Source organism: Saccharothrix texasensis, assembly GCF_003752005.1.
Classification (GTDB): Bacteria; Actinomycetota; Actinomycetes; order Mycobacteriales; family Pseudonocardiaceae; genus Actinosynnema; species Actinosynnema texasense.
Map to the genome: position 1 here is coordinate 7,807,370 of NZ_RJKM01000001.1, position 16,961 is coordinate 7,824,330.

At 73.0% G+C, this 16,961-nt stretch carries 15 protein-coding genes; 7 read left to right on the forward strand and 8 right to left on the reverse strand.

Features of this window, described 5'->3' with window-relative positions; translation table 11 throughout:
• Positions 1-60: 60 nt before the first annotated feature.
• Positions 61-1,329 carry an alpha/beta hydrolase family protein gene (locus EDD40_RS35125; protein WP_246038064.1) on the forward strand — a complete coding sequence of 423 codons (1,269 nt, stop codon included), beginning with the start codon at positions 61-63 and terminating at the stop codon, positions 1,327-1,329.
• A 3-nt stretch (positions 1,330-1,332) separates the two neighbouring features.
• On the opposite strand, the gene EDD40_RS35130 is transcribed toward EDD40_RS35125, so the two are convergent.
• Together EDD40_RS35130 and EDD40_RS35135 are read right to left on the reverse strand one after the other, a co-directional pair.
• Positions 1,333-2,004 carry a response regulator gene (locus EDD40_RS35130; RefSeq protein WP_123746721.1) on the reverse strand — a complete coding sequence of 224 codons (672 nt, stop codon included), beginning with the start codon at positions 2,002-2,004 and terminating at the stop codon, positions 1,333-1,335.
• On the reverse strand, positions 2,001-3,269 hold the full coding sequence (locus tag EDD40_RS35135) for a sensor histidine kinase (RefSeq protein WP_123746722.1): 1,269 nt from the start codon (positions 3,267-3,269) through the stop codon (positions 2,001-2,003). Before EDD40_RS35135 ends, EDD40_RS35130 begins: the two co-directional genes overlap by 4 nt.
• Before the next feature lie 204 nt (positions 3,270-3,473).
• On the opposite strand from EDD40_RS35135, the gene EDD40_RS35140 reads away from it, so the two are divergent.
• Together EDD40_RS35140 and EDD40_RS35145 are read left to right on the forward strand one after the other, a co-directional pair.
• Positions 3,474-4,166, forward strand: a complete 693-nt coding sequence (locus tag EDD40_RS35140; RefSeq protein WP_123746723.1) for an ABC transporter ATP-binding protein — start codon at positions 3,474-3,476, stop codon at positions 4,164-4,166.
• Positions 4,163-6,508: an ABC transporter permease gene (locus tag EDD40_RS35145; RefSeq protein WP_123746724.1), complete on the forward strand. Its 2,346-nt coding sequence runs from the start codon at positions 4,163-4,165 to the stop codon at positions 6,506-6,508. The genes EDD40_RS35140 and EDD40_RS35145 overlap by 4 nt, the downstream gene beginning before the upstream one ends.
• Here EDD40_RS35145 and EDD40_RS35150 read toward each other — a convergent pair.
• Positions 6,480-7,655: an MFS transporter gene (locus tag EDD40_RS35150; protein WP_123748527.1), complete on the reverse strand. Its 1,176-nt coding sequence runs from the start codon at positions 7,653-7,655 to the stop codon at positions 6,480-6,482. The genes EDD40_RS35145 and EDD40_RS35150 overlap by 29 nt on opposite strands.
• A gap of 130 nt (positions 7,656-7,785) precedes the next feature.
• Between EDD40_RS35150 and EDD40_RS35155 the strand changes: the two genes are divergently transcribed.
• Positions 7,786-8,784: a LacI family DNA-binding transcriptional regulator gene (locus EDD40_RS35155; RefSeq protein WP_123746725.1), complete on the forward strand. Its 999-nt coding sequence runs from the start codon at positions 7,786-7,788 to the stop codon at positions 8,782-8,784.
• Positions 8,785-9,072: 288 nt separating this feature from the next.
• On the opposite strand, the gene EDD40_RS35160 is transcribed toward EDD40_RS35155, so the two are convergent.
• The 5 genes from EDD40_RS35160 to EDD40_RS35180 form a co-directional block, all read right to left on the reverse strand.
• Positions 9,073-9,651 (reverse strand): DUF624 domain-containing protein, encoded by a 579-nt coding sequence (locus tag EDD40_RS35160; RefSeq protein WP_123746726.1) that lies wholly within the window; start codon positions 9,649-9,651, stop codon positions 9,073-9,075.
• A 4-nt stretch (positions 9,652-9,655) separates the two neighbouring features.
• Positions 9,656-10,492, reverse strand: coding sequence for a carbohydrate ABC transporter permease (locus tag EDD40_RS35165; protein WP_123746727.1), 837 nt, complete (start codon positions 10,490-10,492; stop codon positions 9,656-9,658).
• Positions 10,489-11,460: a carbohydrate ABC transporter permease gene (locus EDD40_RS35170; protein WP_236594344.1), complete on the reverse strand. Its 972-nt coding sequence runs from the start codon at positions 11,458-11,460 to the stop codon at positions 10,489-10,491. The genes EDD40_RS35165 and EDD40_RS35170 overlap by 4 nt, the downstream gene beginning before the upstream one ends.
• Positions 11,457-12,728: an ABC transporter substrate-binding protein gene (locus EDD40_RS35175; protein WP_123746728.1), complete on the reverse strand. Its 1,272-nt coding sequence runs from the start codon at positions 12,726-12,728 to the stop codon at positions 11,457-11,459. Before EDD40_RS35175 ends, EDD40_RS35170 begins: the two co-directional genes overlap by 4 nt.
• A gap of 205 nt (positions 12,729-12,933) precedes the next feature.
• Positions 12,934-13,905, reverse strand: coding sequence for an arabinan endo-1,5-alpha-L-arabinosidase (locus tag EDD40_RS35180; protein WP_425471290.1), 972 nt, complete (start codon positions 13,903-13,905; stop codon positions 12,934-12,936).
• A gap of 397 nt (positions 13,906-14,302) precedes the next feature.
• Here EDD40_RS35180 and EDD40_RS35185 point away from each other — a divergent pair, with 397 nt between their 5' ends.
• The 3 genes from EDD40_RS35185 to EDD40_RS35195 all read left to right on the forward strand — a co-directional run bounded on the left by EDD40_RS35185 (position 14,303) and on the right by EDD40_RS35195 (position 16,957).
• Positions 14,303-14,590, forward strand: a complete 288-nt coding sequence (locus EDD40_RS35185; RefSeq protein WP_123746730.1) for a hypothetical protein — start codon at positions 14,303-14,305, stop codon at positions 14,588-14,590.
• A gap of 21 nt (positions 14,591-14,611) precedes the next feature.
• Positions 14,612-15,301: a YdeI/OmpD-associated family protein gene (locus tag EDD40_RS35190; RefSeq protein WP_123746731.1), complete on the forward strand. Its 690-nt coding sequence runs from the start codon at positions 14,612-14,614 to the stop codon at positions 15,299-15,301.
• Between the two features lie 195 nt (positions 15,302-15,496).
• Positions 15,497-16,957: a family 43 glycosylhydrolase gene (locus EDD40_RS35195; RefSeq protein WP_123748529.1), complete on the forward strand. Its 1,461-nt coding sequence runs from the start codon at positions 15,497-15,499 to the stop codon at positions 16,955-16,957.
• Positions 16,958-16,961 lie beyond the last annotated feature (4 nt).

Sequence of the window (16,961 nt, forward strand, 5' to 3'; positions counted from 1 at the left end):
GGTGCCGCTGGGTGATCGTCCTGATCCGGTGCGCACCCGGACCGCCCTAGGTTCGTCCGGGTGACTGGAAAACGAGTGATCCTGCCGGCGCTGCTCGCCGGCGCGACGTTGGCCACGGCCGTGCCCGCCACGGCCGCACCCGGGACAGCCCCACCCGCGACAGTCCCACCCCGGACGGCCGCACCCGCACCCGCTGCCGCGGTGTCGCCGGTGCGGTTCGAACTCCCCGCCCCCACCGGCCCCTTCGCGGTGGGGACCACCGAACTCCACCTGGTCGACCACGCCCGCCCCGACCCGTGGGTGCCGGGCGCCACCCGGGAACTGATGGTCACCATCCGGTACCCCGCCAGGGCGGACGGGGACGGGAAGGCGCCGTACCTGCCGCCCGGCGTCGCCGAGGTGGTCGCCGCGAGCGACGCCCGCGCCCTGCGCATCGACCCGGCCGAGCTGGACTACGGCTTCGCCACCCACTCCGTCCCCGACGCGCCGGCCGTCCCCGGCCGCCGACCCGTCGTGCTGTACTCGCCGGGACGCGGCAACCCCCGCGCCCTGGGCACCGGACTCGCGGAGCAGTTGGCGAGCGAGGGCTACGCGGTCGTCGCCATCGACCACACCCACGAGCCGCCGGCGGTGCGGTTCCCGGACGGCCGGGTCGCGCCGCGCTCCGTCCCGCCGCTGACGATCGACGTCAACAAGAAGCTGATGGCGACCCGCGTGCGGGACACGAGCTTCGTCCTGGACCAGCTGGAAGTCCTGGCCCGCGGCGGCAACCCGGACGCGGCCCGCCGCCGCCCGCCGGCGGGCCTGGCCCGCTCGCTCGACCTGTCCCACGTCGGCGTGGTCGGCCACTCGGCGGGCGGGTTCACCGCCGGCGAGACCATGCTGACCGACCGCAGGATCGACGCGGGCGCGAACCTCGACGGCAGCATGGCCTACGACCAGGCCGCGGGCGACTTCGGCCGCGTCGCCACCGAGGGCCTGGACCGGCCGTTCCTGCTGATGAGCGCGGGCGACCACAGCGCGGCGTCCGACCTGTCGTGGCAGTCGTTCCTGGCCCGCCACCGCGCCTGGTCACGGCAGCTGCACCTGCCGGACGGCGAGCACTCGTCGTTCACCGACCACCAGTCGCTGCTGCCGCGACTGGCCGCGCACCTCGGCCTCGACCCGGCGGTGACGACGCCGGTCATCGGCGCCGTCGACCCGGACCGCAGCACCGCCGCCCAACGCGCCTACCTGACCGCGTTCTTCGACCGGCACCTGCGCCACCGGCCGCGACACCTGCTCGACGGACCGTCCGACCGGCACCCCGACGTGCGGTTCCTCGGCTGAACCTCAGCCACGCCCGCCGGGGGTGACCAGACCGGTCTCGTAGGCCACGACGACGGCCTGCACGCGGTCGCGCAGTCCCAGCTTGGCCAGGATGCGCGCCACGTGGGTCTTCACCGTCGCCTCGGACAGGTGCAGCTTCCCGGCCAGCTCGGCGTTGCTCAGCCCGCGCGCCAGCAGGCCGAGCACCTCCAGCTCGCGCGGCGTCAACGCGGCCAGGTCGCGGTGCAACGACGCGGTGCCCGCACCGCGGTCCGCGAACCGCTCCACCAACCGGCGGGTGATGGCGGGCGCCAGCAGCGCGTCGCCGGAGCGCACCATCCGCACCGAGGCGACCAGGTGCTCCGGCGTCACGTCCTTGAGCAGGAACCCGCTCGCGCCCGCCGACAACGCGGCGTAGACGTAGTGGTCCAGGTCGAACGTGGTCAGGATGATCACCCGCGGCTCGGGCCGCGCCCCGGTCAGGATGCGGCGGGTGGCCTCCAGGCCGTCCAGCTCCGGCATCCGGACGTCCATCAGCACCACGTCCGGCACGGTCCGCCGCACCGCCTCCACGGCCTCCAGGCCGTTGGTCGCCTCGCCGACCACGTCGATGCCGTCGGCGGTGAGGATCATCCGGAAACCGGTGCGCACCAACACCTGGTCGTCGGCGACCACCACCCGCAGCGGGGCGTTCACGGCGCCTGCACCGGGATCGACGCGATGACGTGGTAGCCGCCGCCGGCGCGGGGCCGGGCGTCCAGCGTGCCGCCGTACACCGCCAACCGCTCCCGCAGGCCGATCAGCCCGTGCCCGTTGCCCGCGGCCGCACCGGGACCGGGTTCCCCGCCGGTGTCGACCACCTCCACCCGGAGGTGGTCGACACCGTAGACCACGGTCACCGCCGCCGACCCGCCGGAGGCGTGCTTGACCGCGTTCGTCAACGCCTCCTGCACCACCCGGTAGGCGGCCAGCTCCACCCCGGACGGCAGCGGGCGCGGCTGCCCGCTCACCGTCGACTCGACCGGCACCCCCGAGTCCCGCAGCCGGTCGACCAGGGCCGCCAGCTGGTCGAGCCCCGGCTGCGGCGCCAGGTCCGCCGGGTCGGCGCCGTCCGCCGCCAGCAACCCCATCACGTGCCTCAGCTCCGTCATCGCCGCCCGCCCACCCGCCTCGACCGCCAGCAACGCCTCCCGCGCCTGCCCGGGCGAGGACGCCATCACCTTGCGCGCCGCACCCGCCTGGATCGTCATCACGCTCACGTGGTGCGTCACCACGTCGTGCAGCTCGCGGGCGATGCGGGCCCGCTCGTGCTCGACCGCCCGGTGCAACGCCTCCGCCTGCTCGCGCTCCAACGCCGACACCTGCGCCCGGCCCTCGTCCGTGCGGACCTTCCACGTGCGCAGGCCGTTCGCCGCCATGATCAGCGGCACCAGCACCAGCAGCGGCACGTACTCGTTCGGCACCACCGGCAGCTCCGAGTCCCGGAACACCGCCACCACCAGCACCGCCACCAGCAGGCTCGCCAGAGCGGGCCACCGGTGCGGGCTGTACGCCGCCGCCGAGTAGGCGGCGATGACGCACGCGTAGAACGTGAGCCCCGGCGACTCCGACGGCGACGCCGACGTCGCGTACAGCACCACCCACAGCACGGCCAGCGGATAGCGGCGGCGCAGCGCCAACGCCACCGCGCCCACCACCGCGATCACCACGGCGCCCGCCATCGCGCCGGGCTGCGGCGGCGGAGGCAGGGGCACCGGTCGCAGCAGACCGCCGACCACGACGACGCGCGCCGGCACGTCCTGCGAGTCGACCGCGTACCGCGCCGAGACGATGCCGACGACCAGCGCCAGCACCGCGTCGAACACGTAGTTGCGCACCGTGGGCCGCGGCAGCGGACCGGTCGGCGGCAGCACCAGCGCCGCCCAGGCCCGCAGTCGGTCCACCACCGGCGCGACAGTCACCCGGCCATTCTCACCGACGCGCCGGCCGCGGACATCCACCCGGCGACCCCTCCGCCTACACCGCTCGACTACACCTCAGGGATGACACCGCGCCGCCGTCGTCCCGGTGGGCTACCGGAAATGCCCCCGCCGACCGACGCGCCCGCGTCCGCGCCGCTCCTAGCGTCCACCGCGCCACATCGAGGACGAACCAGGGAGCCGACCATGACCACGCCGGTGATCGAACTGCGTGACGTGAGCCGCGGGTACGACGACGGGCCACCGGCGTTGAGCGACGTGACGCTGACCGTGCGGGCGGGGGAGGCCGTCGCGGTCCTCGGCCCGTCCGGCAGCGGCAAGTCCACGATGCTCAACCTGATCGCCGGCCTCGACCGGCCCGACACCGGCGCCGTCACCGTGGCCGGCGTGCGGATCGACGGCTTGGGCGAGGCCGCGTCCGCGCGCCACCGGCGGGCCCGGATCGGCATGGTGTTCCAGTTCTTCAACCTCCTCGACGACCTGACCGTGGCCGACAACGTGGTGCTGCCCGCCCAGCTCGCGGGCATGGCGCGCGGCACCGCGGCCCGACGCGCGGCGGAACTGCTCGACCAGCTCGGCGTCGCCCGGCACGCCCGCGCCTACCCGGGCCGGCTGTCCGGCGGTGAGCGGCAACGGGTCGCGGTCGCGCGGGCGCTGATGAACCGGCCCGCGCTGCTGCTCGCCGACGAACCGACCGGCGCGCTCGACACCGCCTCCGGCGAGGACGTCAGCGCGCTGCTCACCGAGCTGAACGCCGACGGCCAGACCATCGTGGTGGTCACCCACGACCTGGCGCTCGCCCGGTCCTGCACCCGCCGCACCATCCGGCTGGTCGACGGCCGGATCGCGGGCGACGTCGCCGCGGCGCCGACCCGATGAGCGGCCTGGGCCGGGTCGTCCGCTCGGGCATCGCGCGCCGCCGGGTGCAGACCGCGGTGATCGGGCTCGCCACCACGATGGCCGTCACGTCGTCCGTGCTCGGCGGGTCGCTGCTGGTGGCGTCCACCGCGCCGTTCGACGACGCGTTCGCCGAGCAGCGCGGCGCGCACCTGTCCGCGTGGTTCGACGCGACGAAGACCACGGCGGGACAGCTGGTGGCGCCCGTCGCGGGCGTCACCGCCTCCGCCGGGCCGTTCCCCACCAAGTCGGTCACGCCCAGCGGCGGCGGACGCGGCGACGAGACGCCGATGACGGTCGTCGGCCGGGCCGACCCCGCCGGCGGACCCGTGGACGCGGTCACGGTGACCGAAGGGGAGTGGGCCGACGAGCCGGGCGAGGTCGTGGTGTCCGCCGACGGGCCCTACGCGCACTCGCCGACCGGCTCCGGCGTCGGCCGCCGCCTCTCCCTCGCCGACGGCTCCGCGGTGACCGTGGTCGGCGTGGCCCGCTCGGTCAGCCGCACCGCCGACGGCTGGGTGCCACCGTCCTGGATCACCGAGCCCGAGGGCTACCAGGTGCTGTACCGCTTCGCGTCCGCCGCCACGACCGAGGAGGTCGACGCGGCCCGCGCGGCGGTCGCGGCGGCGATGCCCGAGGACGCGCTGAGCGGGTCGCAGTCGTGGCTGGTGCTGAAGCGGGCGGCCGACCGGAGCATCGCGGTGTTCGTGCCGTTCCTGATCGCGTTCGGCGTGCTCGGACTGGTCATGTCGCTGCTGGTGGTGGGCAACGTGGTCGCGGGCGCGGTCGGCGCGGGAACCCGGCGGATCGGCATCCTCAAAGCCCTCGGCTTCACCCCCGCGCAGGTCGTGTGGGCGTACCTGGGGCAGGCGCTGGTCCCGGCGGCGGCCGGCGCGGCGGCCGGCGTCGTCGCGGGCAACCTGCTCGCGATCCCGGTGCTGGCCGAGACCGAGGACGTCTACGGCGCGGTGACGTTGACCGTGGCGCCGTGGGTGGACGCCGCGGTGGTCGCCGGCGCGTTGGCGCTCGTGTCGGCCGTGGCGTGGGCGAGCGCGCTGCGCGCCGGGCGGTTGCGCACGGTGGACGCGATCGCCGTCGGCCGAACCCCGCGCCCCGGCCGCGGCCGGTGGGCCGCCGGGCTGACCGCCCGGCTGGCCCTGCCGCGACCCGTCGGCCTCGGCCTGGCCCGCCCGTTCGCCCGCCCCGCCCGTGCGGCGGCGATGGTGGCGGCGGTGCTGTTCGGGGCCACCGCGGTCACGTTCGCGGTCGGGTTGGCGGCGTCGCTCAACCAGATCCAGATCGCCCGCGACCACGACTCGGCGGACGTGACGATCGGCGTGGAAGGCGCCGGCGGCGATCGCCGTCCCGGCCCCGGCCCCGGCCCCGGGCCCGGTCCTGGTGCCCGCCCGGCCGACCCGGTCGCGGTCTCGGCCGTCGTCGACGCACAAGCCGGGACGCGCGCGCACTACCGCACCACCCGGACGAACGTGACCGTCAGCGGGGTGGCCGGCACGACCGCGCTCGTCTCGTTCACCGGCGACGCCACCTGGGACGGCTACCAGCTCGTGTCCGGCCGCTGGTTCGCGCAGCCCGGCGAGGCCGTCGCGCCCACGACGTTCCTGACCGCCACCGGCACCCGGATCGGCGACACCGTGACGGTGAACGACGGCGCGAACCCGGTCACCCTGCGGATCGTCGGCGACGTCTTCGAGATGAGCCACGACGGCATGGTGGTGCTGACCGACTCGGCTACCTACGCGTCCGGGTCCGCGGACGTGAGCCACCACATCGCGGTGCGGCCCGGCACCGACGTCACCGCGTACCTCGACGGGCTGAACACGGCGCTGAAACCGCTCGACGTCACCGCCCGGGCGGGAGGCTCCACCCAGATCAGCGACACCATCGTGCTCATCGACAGCCTGACGGCCGCGCTCACCCTGATGCTCGTCGCGGTCGCCGCCATGGGCGTGCTGAACGCCGTCGTCCTCGACACCCGCGAACGCATCCGCGACCTGGGCGTCCACAAAGCACTCGGCATGACACCCCGGCAGACCATCGCCATGGTGATCGCCTCGGTCGTCGTCATCGGGGTGGTCGGCGGCGCGGTCGGCGTGCCCGCCGGGGTCGCGCTGCACCGGGCCGTGCTGCCGGCGATGGGGGAGAGCGCCGGGCTCGGCCTGCCCCCGTCGGCGTTCGCCGTGCTCGACCCGCTCACGCTGCTGCTGCTCGGCGTCGGCGGCCTGCTGATCGCGATCGCGGGCGCGGCGCCACCGGCCACCTGGGCGGCGAAGACGTCTACGGCGACGGCCTTGCGGACCGAGTAGGGCGGACGACGGGGACCAGGGCGAGCGCCGGGAGCAGCAGCAGCGGCACGACCAGCAGCGCCCGCAGGACACCGACCTGGTCCCCGAGCAGCCCTACGACCGGCGGCCCGGCCAGGAACGCGGTGTACCCGATGACCGCGACCACGCTGACCCGGGCCGCCGCCCGGCCCTCCTCGTCGGCGGCGGCGCTCATGCCGACCGGGAAGCCGAGCGACGTGCCCAGACCCCACAACGCCACCCCGGCCACCGCCACCGCGGGCTCGCCGCCCAGCACCGCCAGGGCCGTCCCGGTGATCGCCAGCAGCATCGTGCCCACCAGCACCGGCGCCCGCCCCCAGCGGTCGAGCGCGACCGTGCCCACCACCCGGCCGAACGTCATCGTCGCCACGAACACGCCGAACACGACCGCGCCCGCCGCCGGCCCGAACGCGTACCCGTCCACGAACGCCACCGCGACCCAGTCGTTCGCGGTGCCCTCGGTGAACGCCAGCACCAGCACCAGCACCCCGATCAGCAGCGTGCGCGGCTCCCGCCACGCGGCCGGCACACCGCTCTTCCCGCCGGCCGTGTCGTCCGCGCCGTGCCGGAACGACCGCGCGGCGACGACCGTGCCCGCCACCGCGACCACCGCGACACCCGCCAGGTGGGCGGTCACCGGCACGTCCAGCCAGGCCGCCGCCGCGGCCAGGCCGGCGGCGGCCACCGTGCCCAGGCTCCAGACCGCGTGGAACCTCGGCATGACCGTGCGACCGAGCACCCGCTCGACCGCCGCCGCTTCGACGTTCATCGCCACGTTGCACGTGCCCGACCCGTAGCCGAGCAGGAACAACCCGACCGCCGTCGCCGACACCGACGGCCACACCCCGATGGCCGCGCCCGCGACCACCAACCCGGCCGACACCCCGACCGCCGACACGCGCACCGTGCGGCGGGCCCCGAGGCGGTGGGTCACCTCGCCGGCCGTGAGCATCGCCGCCGTCGCGCCCACCGACATCGCCAGCAGCAACAACCCGAGCGCGCCCGAGCCGAGCCCCAACGCGTCGCGGGCGGCGGGCACGCGGGCGAACCAGGACGCCACCGCGACCCCGTTGAGCCCGAACGTGACCGCCACCCCGACCGCCGCACCCCTGACACCACCCGACGTCACCTCGACGTCCTCGCTTCCCCGGTTCGACCCCGACACCGCGCTCCGCCCCTCCCGCACCCCTGCTCGCCGGACCCGACCCCGCCTGTGGAAGCGCTTCCACCACAAGGGCCGGCCTGGCACACTCGCCGCCGTGGTCGAGGAAGCGCGGGGGTCGGCGGGCGAACCGACCTTGGCGGACGTGGCGCGCCGAGCGGGCGTGTCGGTCGCCACCGCGTCGCGCGCCCTGAGCGTCCGCGGCCCGGCCTCCGCCTCCGCCCGCCACCGAGTCGCCGAAGCCGCCCGCGACCTGGGCTACGCCCCGAACCCCGTCGCCCGCGCCCTGGCCACCCGCAGCGGCACGCGCATCGCCGTAGCCGTCGGCGGCCACACCGCGCACGTGCTCAACGACCCTTACGCGGCCCGCGTGACCGCCGCCACCGCCACCACGGCCGCCGCGCACGGCGTCGGCGCGTCCCTCCACTGGCTACCGCTGCACGACCCGGCCGAACTGGGCAGGTTGGCCGAGAACCGCGACATCGGCGGCATCATCGTCGTCAACCCCACGCCCGCGGCGCTGGCCGCGGTCCCCCGACGCGCCCGCGCCCGAATCGCCTCGATCGGCATCGGCACCCGCGACATCCCGTCCTTCGACGTCGACAACGCCACCGGCACGAGGAGGGTGGTCGAACACCTCCTCGCCACGGGCCGCCGCCGGATCGCCATGATCACGGGCCCCTCGTGGCTGCCCTGCACCGACCGCGCCCTCACCGCCTACCGCCGGGCCCTCGCCGACGCCGGCGCCCCACCCCGCCTGGCCGCCGGCGACTTCACCGCGGCCACCGGCGAGTCCGCCGCCGCCGAGATCATGACCCGCTGGCCGGACACCGACGCGATCTTCGCCTTGGGCGACCTGTCCGCGCTGGGCGCGCTGACGGCCCTGCGCCGCACGGGCGTGGACGTGCCGGGCGACGTCGCGGTCGCCGGCTTCGACGACATCGCCTACGCGACCCTGAGCCGGCCCGGCCTGACCACCACCACGAACCCCGTCGAAGCGATCACCACCGGCGCCGCCACCGCCGTCCTCGACCGCCGACCCGGGCCTCCGCAGACCTTCTACCCGTCGACCCTGGTCCTCCGCGCGAGCACCTGACCACTCACCCGGCCGCCTGACCACTCACCCGGCGACGTGGCCGAGCCCGACCGGTCGACCGCCGGCCGCCCGTTGCGGGGTGGCCCGTTGCGAGGTGGGTGAGGTGTGGGGTGGTGGGTTGAGGGGTGCGGGGGCGGGGTGGTGGGTTGAGGGGCGGGGGTTGGTTGCCGGCCTCGTTGTTCCAACCGACGTTCGAGGCCTTCGATAACGGCGTTCTGGTTGTTGATCGGGGTCAGATTCACTCGATCGTGGACGGGGGGTAGGAGGAAAGAGCTGGTCAGGGCCAGTTTAACGGGAAGTCGAACTCCCGGCGACCGGAGACACCGGCTGGTGGCGGCGGTCGACCGCGACGGCCGCCATCAGCACGCAGCCGGCCATCGGGACCACCAGCGGCGGGAGTTGCCAGGTCACGATCAGCATCACGGCGAGCGACATGACCAGCAGCAGGGAGCCCCCGAAGTCGGACGCGGCACGTCGCCCCGCCGCCCGCGCCACGGCCGGCCACCGCGAACCCGGCGACCACAGCGCCGCGGCACGCAGCACGACCACCGCCAGACCCACCGCCGCCACCCCGCACACCACGGCCACGACGCCACCGCCGGCGACCCGCGTCCGCAGGAGCACGACGTCCACCACGAGCACGGCGAACGCCGCCACCACCCCGAGCGACGCCACCCACCCGCCGGGCAGCGCCGACCGCACCCGCTCGAAGAACGACCGGATCGACGTGGTCTCCCCGTCGACGTGGGCCTTGATGTGCGCGCACCCGGCCGCGAGCGCCGGCACCACCGTCACCACCGGCAGGGCGGCCAGCAGCACCAGCAGCCCCGCCATCAGGCACTCGCCGAACAACGAGAACCGCTTCACCGGCTCACCCCTTCAACCCCGACGTCGACACACCCTCCACCAGGAACCGCTGGAAGAACAGGAAGAACAGGATCACCGGCACCAGCGCCAGCATCGACATCGCCATCAGCGCGCCGAAGTCCGAGCCGGTCGTCTCGTCGATGAACAGCTGCAACGCCAACGGCAACGGGTACTTGTCCGGTGTGCTCAGGTAGATCAACGGGCCGAAGAAGTCGTTCCAGCTCCAGATGAACGTGAAGATCGCGGTGGTGATGAGCGCCGGCCGGCACAGCGGCAGGATGATGTGCCAGAACACGATCCAGTGCCCGGCCCCGTCGATCTTCGCCGACTCGTCCAGCTCACGCGGCAGCTGCCGGATGAACTGCACGATCAGGAACACGAAGAACGCCTCCGACGCCAGGAACTTGCCCGCCAGCAGCGGCACGTACGTGTCCACCAGGTCCAGGTTCTGGAACACGATGTACTGCGGGATGATCAGCACGTGGAACGGCAGCAGCAGCGTCGCGATCATGATGCCGAACAGCACGGTCCGGCCGCGGAACCGCAGCCGGGCGAACGCGTAGGCCGCCAACGCCGACGACGCGACCGTCCCCACCACCGACAGCACCGCCAGCACGGCGGAGTTCCAGAAGAACCGGCCCACGCCGATCCCGACGACGCCCTCGAACACCCGCTCGTAGTTCGCGAACGTCGGGTCGGTGGGCAGCAGATGGAGGCTGCCGACGATCGCCTCGGACGGCTTGAACGTCGCCGCCGCCACCCACACGATCGGGTACAGCACGACGGCGAGCAGGGCGAGCACGCCGACGTGCCACGCCACCCTGGTCAACGACTGCCTCATCGCTTGTCCCCCGAGTCCCCGGAGTAGAACACCCAACCCCGTGCGGTGCGGAACAGGAACACGGTGACCAGGCCGACGCCGAGCAGCAGCATCCACGCCATCGCCGACGCGTAACCCATGCGGTAGTCGCCGAACCCGCGGTCGAACAGGTAGATCGTGTAGAACAGGGTGCTGCCCGCCGGCTGCCCGTTCGGCCCGCCCACCACGTACGCCGAGGTGAACACCTGGAAGGCGTTGATCGTCTCCAGCAGCAGGTTGAAGAACAGCACCGGTGAGATCATCGGCAGCGTGATCGACCAGAACCGCCGCCCGCGGCCCGCCCCGTCGACCTCGGCCGCCTCGTACAGCTCCCGCGGCACCTGCTTGAGCCCCGCCAGGAAGATCACCATCGGCGCGCCGAGCTGCCACGTCGCCAGCAGCACCAGCATCATCAGCGAGAAGTCCGGGTTGCCCGCCCAGCCGCCGGTGTCGACGCCGAAGCGCAGCAGCAGCTGGTCGACCACCGAGTCGTCGCTGAACATCATCTTCCACACGATCGCGACGCCGACGCTGCCGCCGATGAGCGACGGCCCGTAGAACGCCGCCCGGTAGAAGCCCTGGCCGGCCCGCTTGCCGTTGAGCAGCACGGCCACGGCCAGCGCCACGGCCAGCTTGATCGGCACGGCCAGCGCCACGTAGATCGCGGTGACCTGGACCGACCGCAGCCACCGCGCGTCGGAGAACATCCGCTGGTAGTTCTCCAACCCGATCCAGGTCGGGGTGTTGAACAGGTCGTAGTCGGTGAACGAGAGGTACAGCGAGGTCACCATCGGGCCGAGGGTCAGCAGGACGATCCCGATGATCCACGGTGACAGGAACAGGTAGCCCGCCAGGCCGTCGCCGGGCAGACGGGCCCGCTTGCGCGAACCCGTCCCCGCGGCGACGGCGACCTCGGCTCCGCGATCCGGCGCGATCGTCGCCCGGCTCACGACCCGAGGGTCTCTTCCGCCTCGGTGAAGAACTGGTCGACCGCCTGGTCCACCGAGGTGCGGCCGTACTGGAGCTCCTCGGTGATCCGGATGAACGCCTGCTCCAACGTGCCGGCGCCCTTGGGCGGCGCGGGAGGCGTCTTGCCGAACTTGTCCTTCAGGTCGTCCTCGTAGGCCGCCACGGCGGCCAGGGGACCTTCGAGCTGGGCCGCGGCGCGCTGCGCGTTCGTCGGCGGCAGGCCGCGGTTGGCGCCGAAGATCTTGCCGACCTCCGGGTCGTTGACCATGAACGACACCAGCTTGGCCGCCGCCGCCGGGTGCTCGGTCTTCTGCGACACGCTCAGCAGCATCGACGGCTTCAGGTACTGCCCGCCCGCGTCCGCCTTGTCCGACGGCACCGGCCCCAGCTTCAGCTCCGCCTTGGCGCCCTTGTCGTAGCGGGCCATGAAGTTGTCCCAGCCGAGGTCGCCGGCGATGAGGTCCATCTCCAGCGCGTGCGAGGGCTTGATCTGCACGCCCTTCTCGATCGGCAGGGCGACCCCGGCGTCGGCGAGCGCCTTGCCCTCCTCGAAGAACTCCTTGAGCCGCGCCTGGTCGAAGCCGAGCTTGCCGTCCTCGGTGTAGAGCGACTTGCCCTCCTGGCGCAGCTGGAGCTCCAGGTTGTAGTAGCTGCCGATGTAGTTGCCCCCGCCGGGGACCCCGGTCTTCTCCGCGATCGTCTTGATGGCGGACCGGTAGTCGTCCCAGGTCCAGCCTTCCTTCGGCTCCTCGACGCCGGCCTGGGCGTAGAGCGCGGGGTTGTAGATGTAGCCCCAGGTGTTGCCGCCCGTCGGCACGCCGTACAGCTTGCCGTCGATCTCGCCCGCGCCCTTGAGCCCTTCGAGCAGGTCGCCGAGCTCGAGGTTCTTGCCGTCCTGCTTCTTCAGGTCGTAGAGCGCGTTGCGGTCGGAGTACTCGCGGATGTAGGCGAAGTCCATCTGCAGCACGTCCGGGGCGTTGCCGCCCGCGGTCTCGGTGGCCATCTTCTGCCAGTACGCCTCGAACTCCTGGAAGCTCGGGGTCACCTTGATCTCGGGGTTCCTGCTCTGGAAGAGGTCGATCGCCTTCTGCATCAACTCGGCGCGCTCGGCGTTCCCCCACCACGAGAACCGCAGCGTGGCGGGACCGGCCTGGGTCTCGTCGCCGCTGCCGCCGCTGCCGCCACAGGCGACCGCCAGCAGCGCCACCATCGACGTCGCCAGGACTCTGAAACGTTTCAGTGCACCCATCCGAAAATCCTCCGGTCTCGACCGCTTCCCGATGCCGTGCGCGGTGTGGGAGGGAAAGCGCTTTCCGGGAGGCTACGAGCAGGTTGCGCCAACGTCAATGCCCACTTTGGCAGCCGTGCCGCCGCCGATCGGGGGTCGCTCGCCCCGGCCGCCGCCACCACCCGCCGCGAGGCGCGGCGGACGGTGGCGGACGGCCGGTCGGTGGTCATCGGACGTACGGCCACCCGGCGGAGTCGAAGGCGAGCAGGTTGATGCCCAGGCGGGACGCGCCGTCGTCACCGTAGTAGTGGTAGACGAGGATGTCGCTGTCGACGTCCGAGAACACGTCCTGGTGCCCGGTGCCGTGGACGCTGCCCTGGCCGGCGAGGATCTCCGTGCCGCCGCCCGAGGTCATGGCCGTGCCGTTGCGCGCGACGTACGGACCGGTGACGCTGGTCGAGCGGCCGACCATGACCCGGTAGGTGCTCTGCGCGCCGCGGCAGCAGTAGTCGAACGACACGAACAGGTAGTAGTAGTTGCCGCGCTTGACGATGTTCGGCGCCTCGATCGCGCCGCCGTTGCGGCCGGCGATGGAGCGGACCGTGGAGTCGGAGCGCAGGCCCGTCGACGGGTTGAGCGCGATCATCTTGAGGCCGGACCAGAACGAGCCGAAGCTCAGCCACCAGCGGCCCTGGTCGTCCACGACGAGGTCGGGGTCGATGGCGTTGTAGTTGTCGCTGGTGCGCGTCTCGATGACCAGGCCGCGGTGCGTCCACGTGCCGGCGTTGCCGCTGGGACTGGTGGCCAGGAAGATCGCCGACCGGTTCGAGCCGAACGACGAGGCCGAGTAGTACATGTAGTACTGCCCGTTGAGGTAGGAGATGTCCGGCGCCCAGAGGTTGCGGCTGCCGTTGGTGTAGGTGGTGGTCCAGGAGGCGCCGTTGGGGAAGGCGGCCCCCGCGTTGCGGAAGGCGGTGCGGTCGGTCGAGGTCTTCAGGCCGATGCCGTCCGCGGTGTGCGCGACCAGGTAACTGCCGTCGGGCCTCTTGACGACGCTGGGGTCGTGCACCCGGATGTCGCCGGTGACGACCCCGGGTCCGGGGTAGGCCGACGCCGATGGCGCGGCCACGACGGTCACGCCGGTGACGGCGAGCGCGGTGACGAAGGTGGCGAGAGCGCGTTTCCTCAATGCAGCCACGGTTTCCTCGATACTCTCGGGATGGACTGGACGCGGCGGCGTGGGTGTCCTGAGTGGACTACGGCGGTGCTGGGAGGAAGGGAGGCTCGGCGTCGCGACCCGCCGGCGGCATGCCTGCGCGGACCCGTGCGTCGCCTCCTTGCGAGCGGGGATCGTGACGCGCCTCCGGTCGCCTGCCGGTGGGCCGGACTGGGAGCGCTTCCCCGGCACCGTAGCGCAGGCCCGTTCGGGTGGGCAACCCTCTCTGTTATCGCTAACAGGCAGGCCGGGAACCTGGGGCAGCAGTGGCTGTTAGCGCTCACAAGCGGTCTGATCAGCTCAGGGACCCCGCAGCCTGGTCCGCACCCCGCGGTGCCGCGCGGGAGTCAAAACGCCGCCGTCGGGGTATGGCAACACCATGACGCACCAGGAACCGCTGGACCTCGGCGCCACGGACCTCCCGGAGTCCGAGGAGGCGCGCCTCAGGCGTGCGCACGACCTCGACGAGCCACCGGTGTTCGACGAGCGCAACGACGTCGACCGCAGGTCGCGGACCAGGGCGACCCTGCTGCCCGAGGAGCGGCGGACCGGCAGCGCCGACCCGGAGGCCCAGGCGCGCGAGGTGCTGCGCGACTCCGACGTGCGCACCGAGATCCCGGAGTCCGCGCCCGACACCATGGCGGAACGCCGCGAGTCCGACGCCTGAAAGTGCTCACCCGGTGAGCACTTGACCGCGCACGATGGGTCATGGACGCGCTCACCGACACGCCGACCCTCGACTTCGCCGACGCCGCCGGGGTGGGAGGCGTGGCCGGCCGAGCACCACGGCACGAGCGGCGGGGCCTGGCTCAAGATCGCCAAGAAGGGGTCGGGGCGCCCGTCGCCCAGCGTCGCCGAGGCGCTCGACGTCGCCCTGTGCCACGGATGGATCGACAGCCACCGCAAGGGCCTCGACGACGACCGCTACCTCCAGCGGTACTCGCCGCGCCGGCCGGGCAGCTCGTGGTCGCGCGTCGGCGTCGAGAAGGTCGAGGCGCTCGTCGCCGCCGGGCGGGTGCGGGCGGGCGGCTTCGCCGCGATCGCGGCCGCGCGGGCCGACGGCCGGTGGGACGCGGCCCACCAGCGGCAGCGCGACGCCACCGTGCCGCCCGACCCGGTCGAGGCGCCGGCGGGTGCGGACCGCGCGCGGGAGCGGTTCGAGCGGCTCGACCGGACGCGGCGGCACGCCCTGCTCCTCCGGCTCGTGACAGCGCGGACGGCGGCCGCGCGTGCCGCGCGGCTGAGCCGGATCGCGGATGACCTGGCAGGGGTGAACGCGGTCCACAGTGGACCTCACGTGGTGGCCGGGTGGGTGGACGGGGGGAGAGTCGCGTCCGCCCACCCGGCAAGTCGATGCCCGCGCTGGTGGCGAACGTAGCGCAATGTTATCGCTAACACCAGTGGTGGCCGCGAATCACGCCGATAACCAGCCGCTATGGCGGGCGAATGTGAGGCAGCGGGCCGTGTGCCGCTACCCGGACCTCAATCGTCTCGTAATGGGGTCTTGAGGCGCGTGACCTGCGCTGTTAGCGTTAACAGCGCCGCATCCCGACGCCACGATGGAGTGGAACCGATGAACAGTGCCGTTCCCCGGTGGACAGCCCGCAGGCTGGCGGTGGTCGCGGTGGCGGCCGTGACCGCGCTCGCGGGCCTGGTGGTGACGCCCGCCGCGCAGGCCGCGCCGGCCGTGCAGTACACCAACCCGTTGGCGAACCAGCGGGCCGACCCGCACATCTTCAAGCACACCGACGGCTACTACTACTTCACCGCGACCGCGCCGGAGTACGACCGGATCATCCTGCGCCGCGCGACCACGATCCAGGGCCTGGCGAGCGCCTCGGAGTCGGTGATCTGGCGCAAGCACTCGTCGGGGGAGATGGGCGCGCACATCTGGGCGCCGGAGATCCACTTCATCAACGGCAAGTGGTACGTCTACTTCGCCGCCGGCCGCACCGACGACATCTGGCGGATCCGGCCCTACGTGCTGGAGAACAGCAGCGCCAACCCGCTGACCGGCACGTGGACCGAGCGGGGCAAGGTCAACGTCCCGTGGGACACCTTCTCCCTGGACATGTCGACCTTCGTGGTCAACGGCACGCGGTACCTCACCTGGGCGCAGGCCGAGCCCGGCATCTCCACGAACTCGAACCTCTACCTCGCCCGGATGGGCGCCAACCCGTGGAGCGTCACGGGAACGGTGACCAGGCTGACCGTGCCCACGCTGGCGTGGGAGACGCGCGGCGGGGTGAAGGTCGCCGAGGGGCCGACGGTGATCCAGCGCAACGGCCGGGTCTTCCTCACCTACTCGGCCAGCGCCACCGACGCGAACTACTGCCTCGGCATGCTGACCGCGTCGGCCTCGGCGGACCTGCTCAACCCGTCGTCGTGGACGAAGGGCGCGAACCCGGTGTTCGCCTCCAACGCCGCGACCGGCCAGTACGGCCCGGGGCACAACTCGTTCACCGTCTCCGAGGACGGGCAGAGCGACATCCTCGTCTACCACGACCGCAACTACCGCGACATCTCCGGTGACCCGCTGCGCGACCCGAACCGCCGCACCCGCGTGCAGAAGGTCTACTGGAACGCCGACGGCACGCCGGACTTCGGCATCCCGGTGGCCGACGGCGTCACGCCCGTGCGCCTCAAGTCGTACAACTACCCGGACCGCTTCGTCCGGCACTGGGAGTACCGCGGCCGGGTCGAGGCGAACGTCGCGCCGCTGGCCGACTCCCAGTTCCGGGTCGTCACGGGCCTGAACGGCTCCGGCACGGTGTCGCTGGAGTCGACCAACTTCCCCGGCTACTACCTGCGGCACCGCAACCACGAGATGTGGGTCGAGCGCAACGACGGCAGCGCCGTCTTCCGCGCCGACGCCTCGTTCCACCGCCGCGCGGGCCTGGCCTCCGGTTCCGCGGTGTCGTTCGAATCGACCAACTTCCCCGGCGAGTACATCCGCCACAACGGCACGACCGTCAACCTGACCACCGCACCCGACGCCGTCGCACGCGCCGACGCCACGTTCATCCTGGAGTGACCGA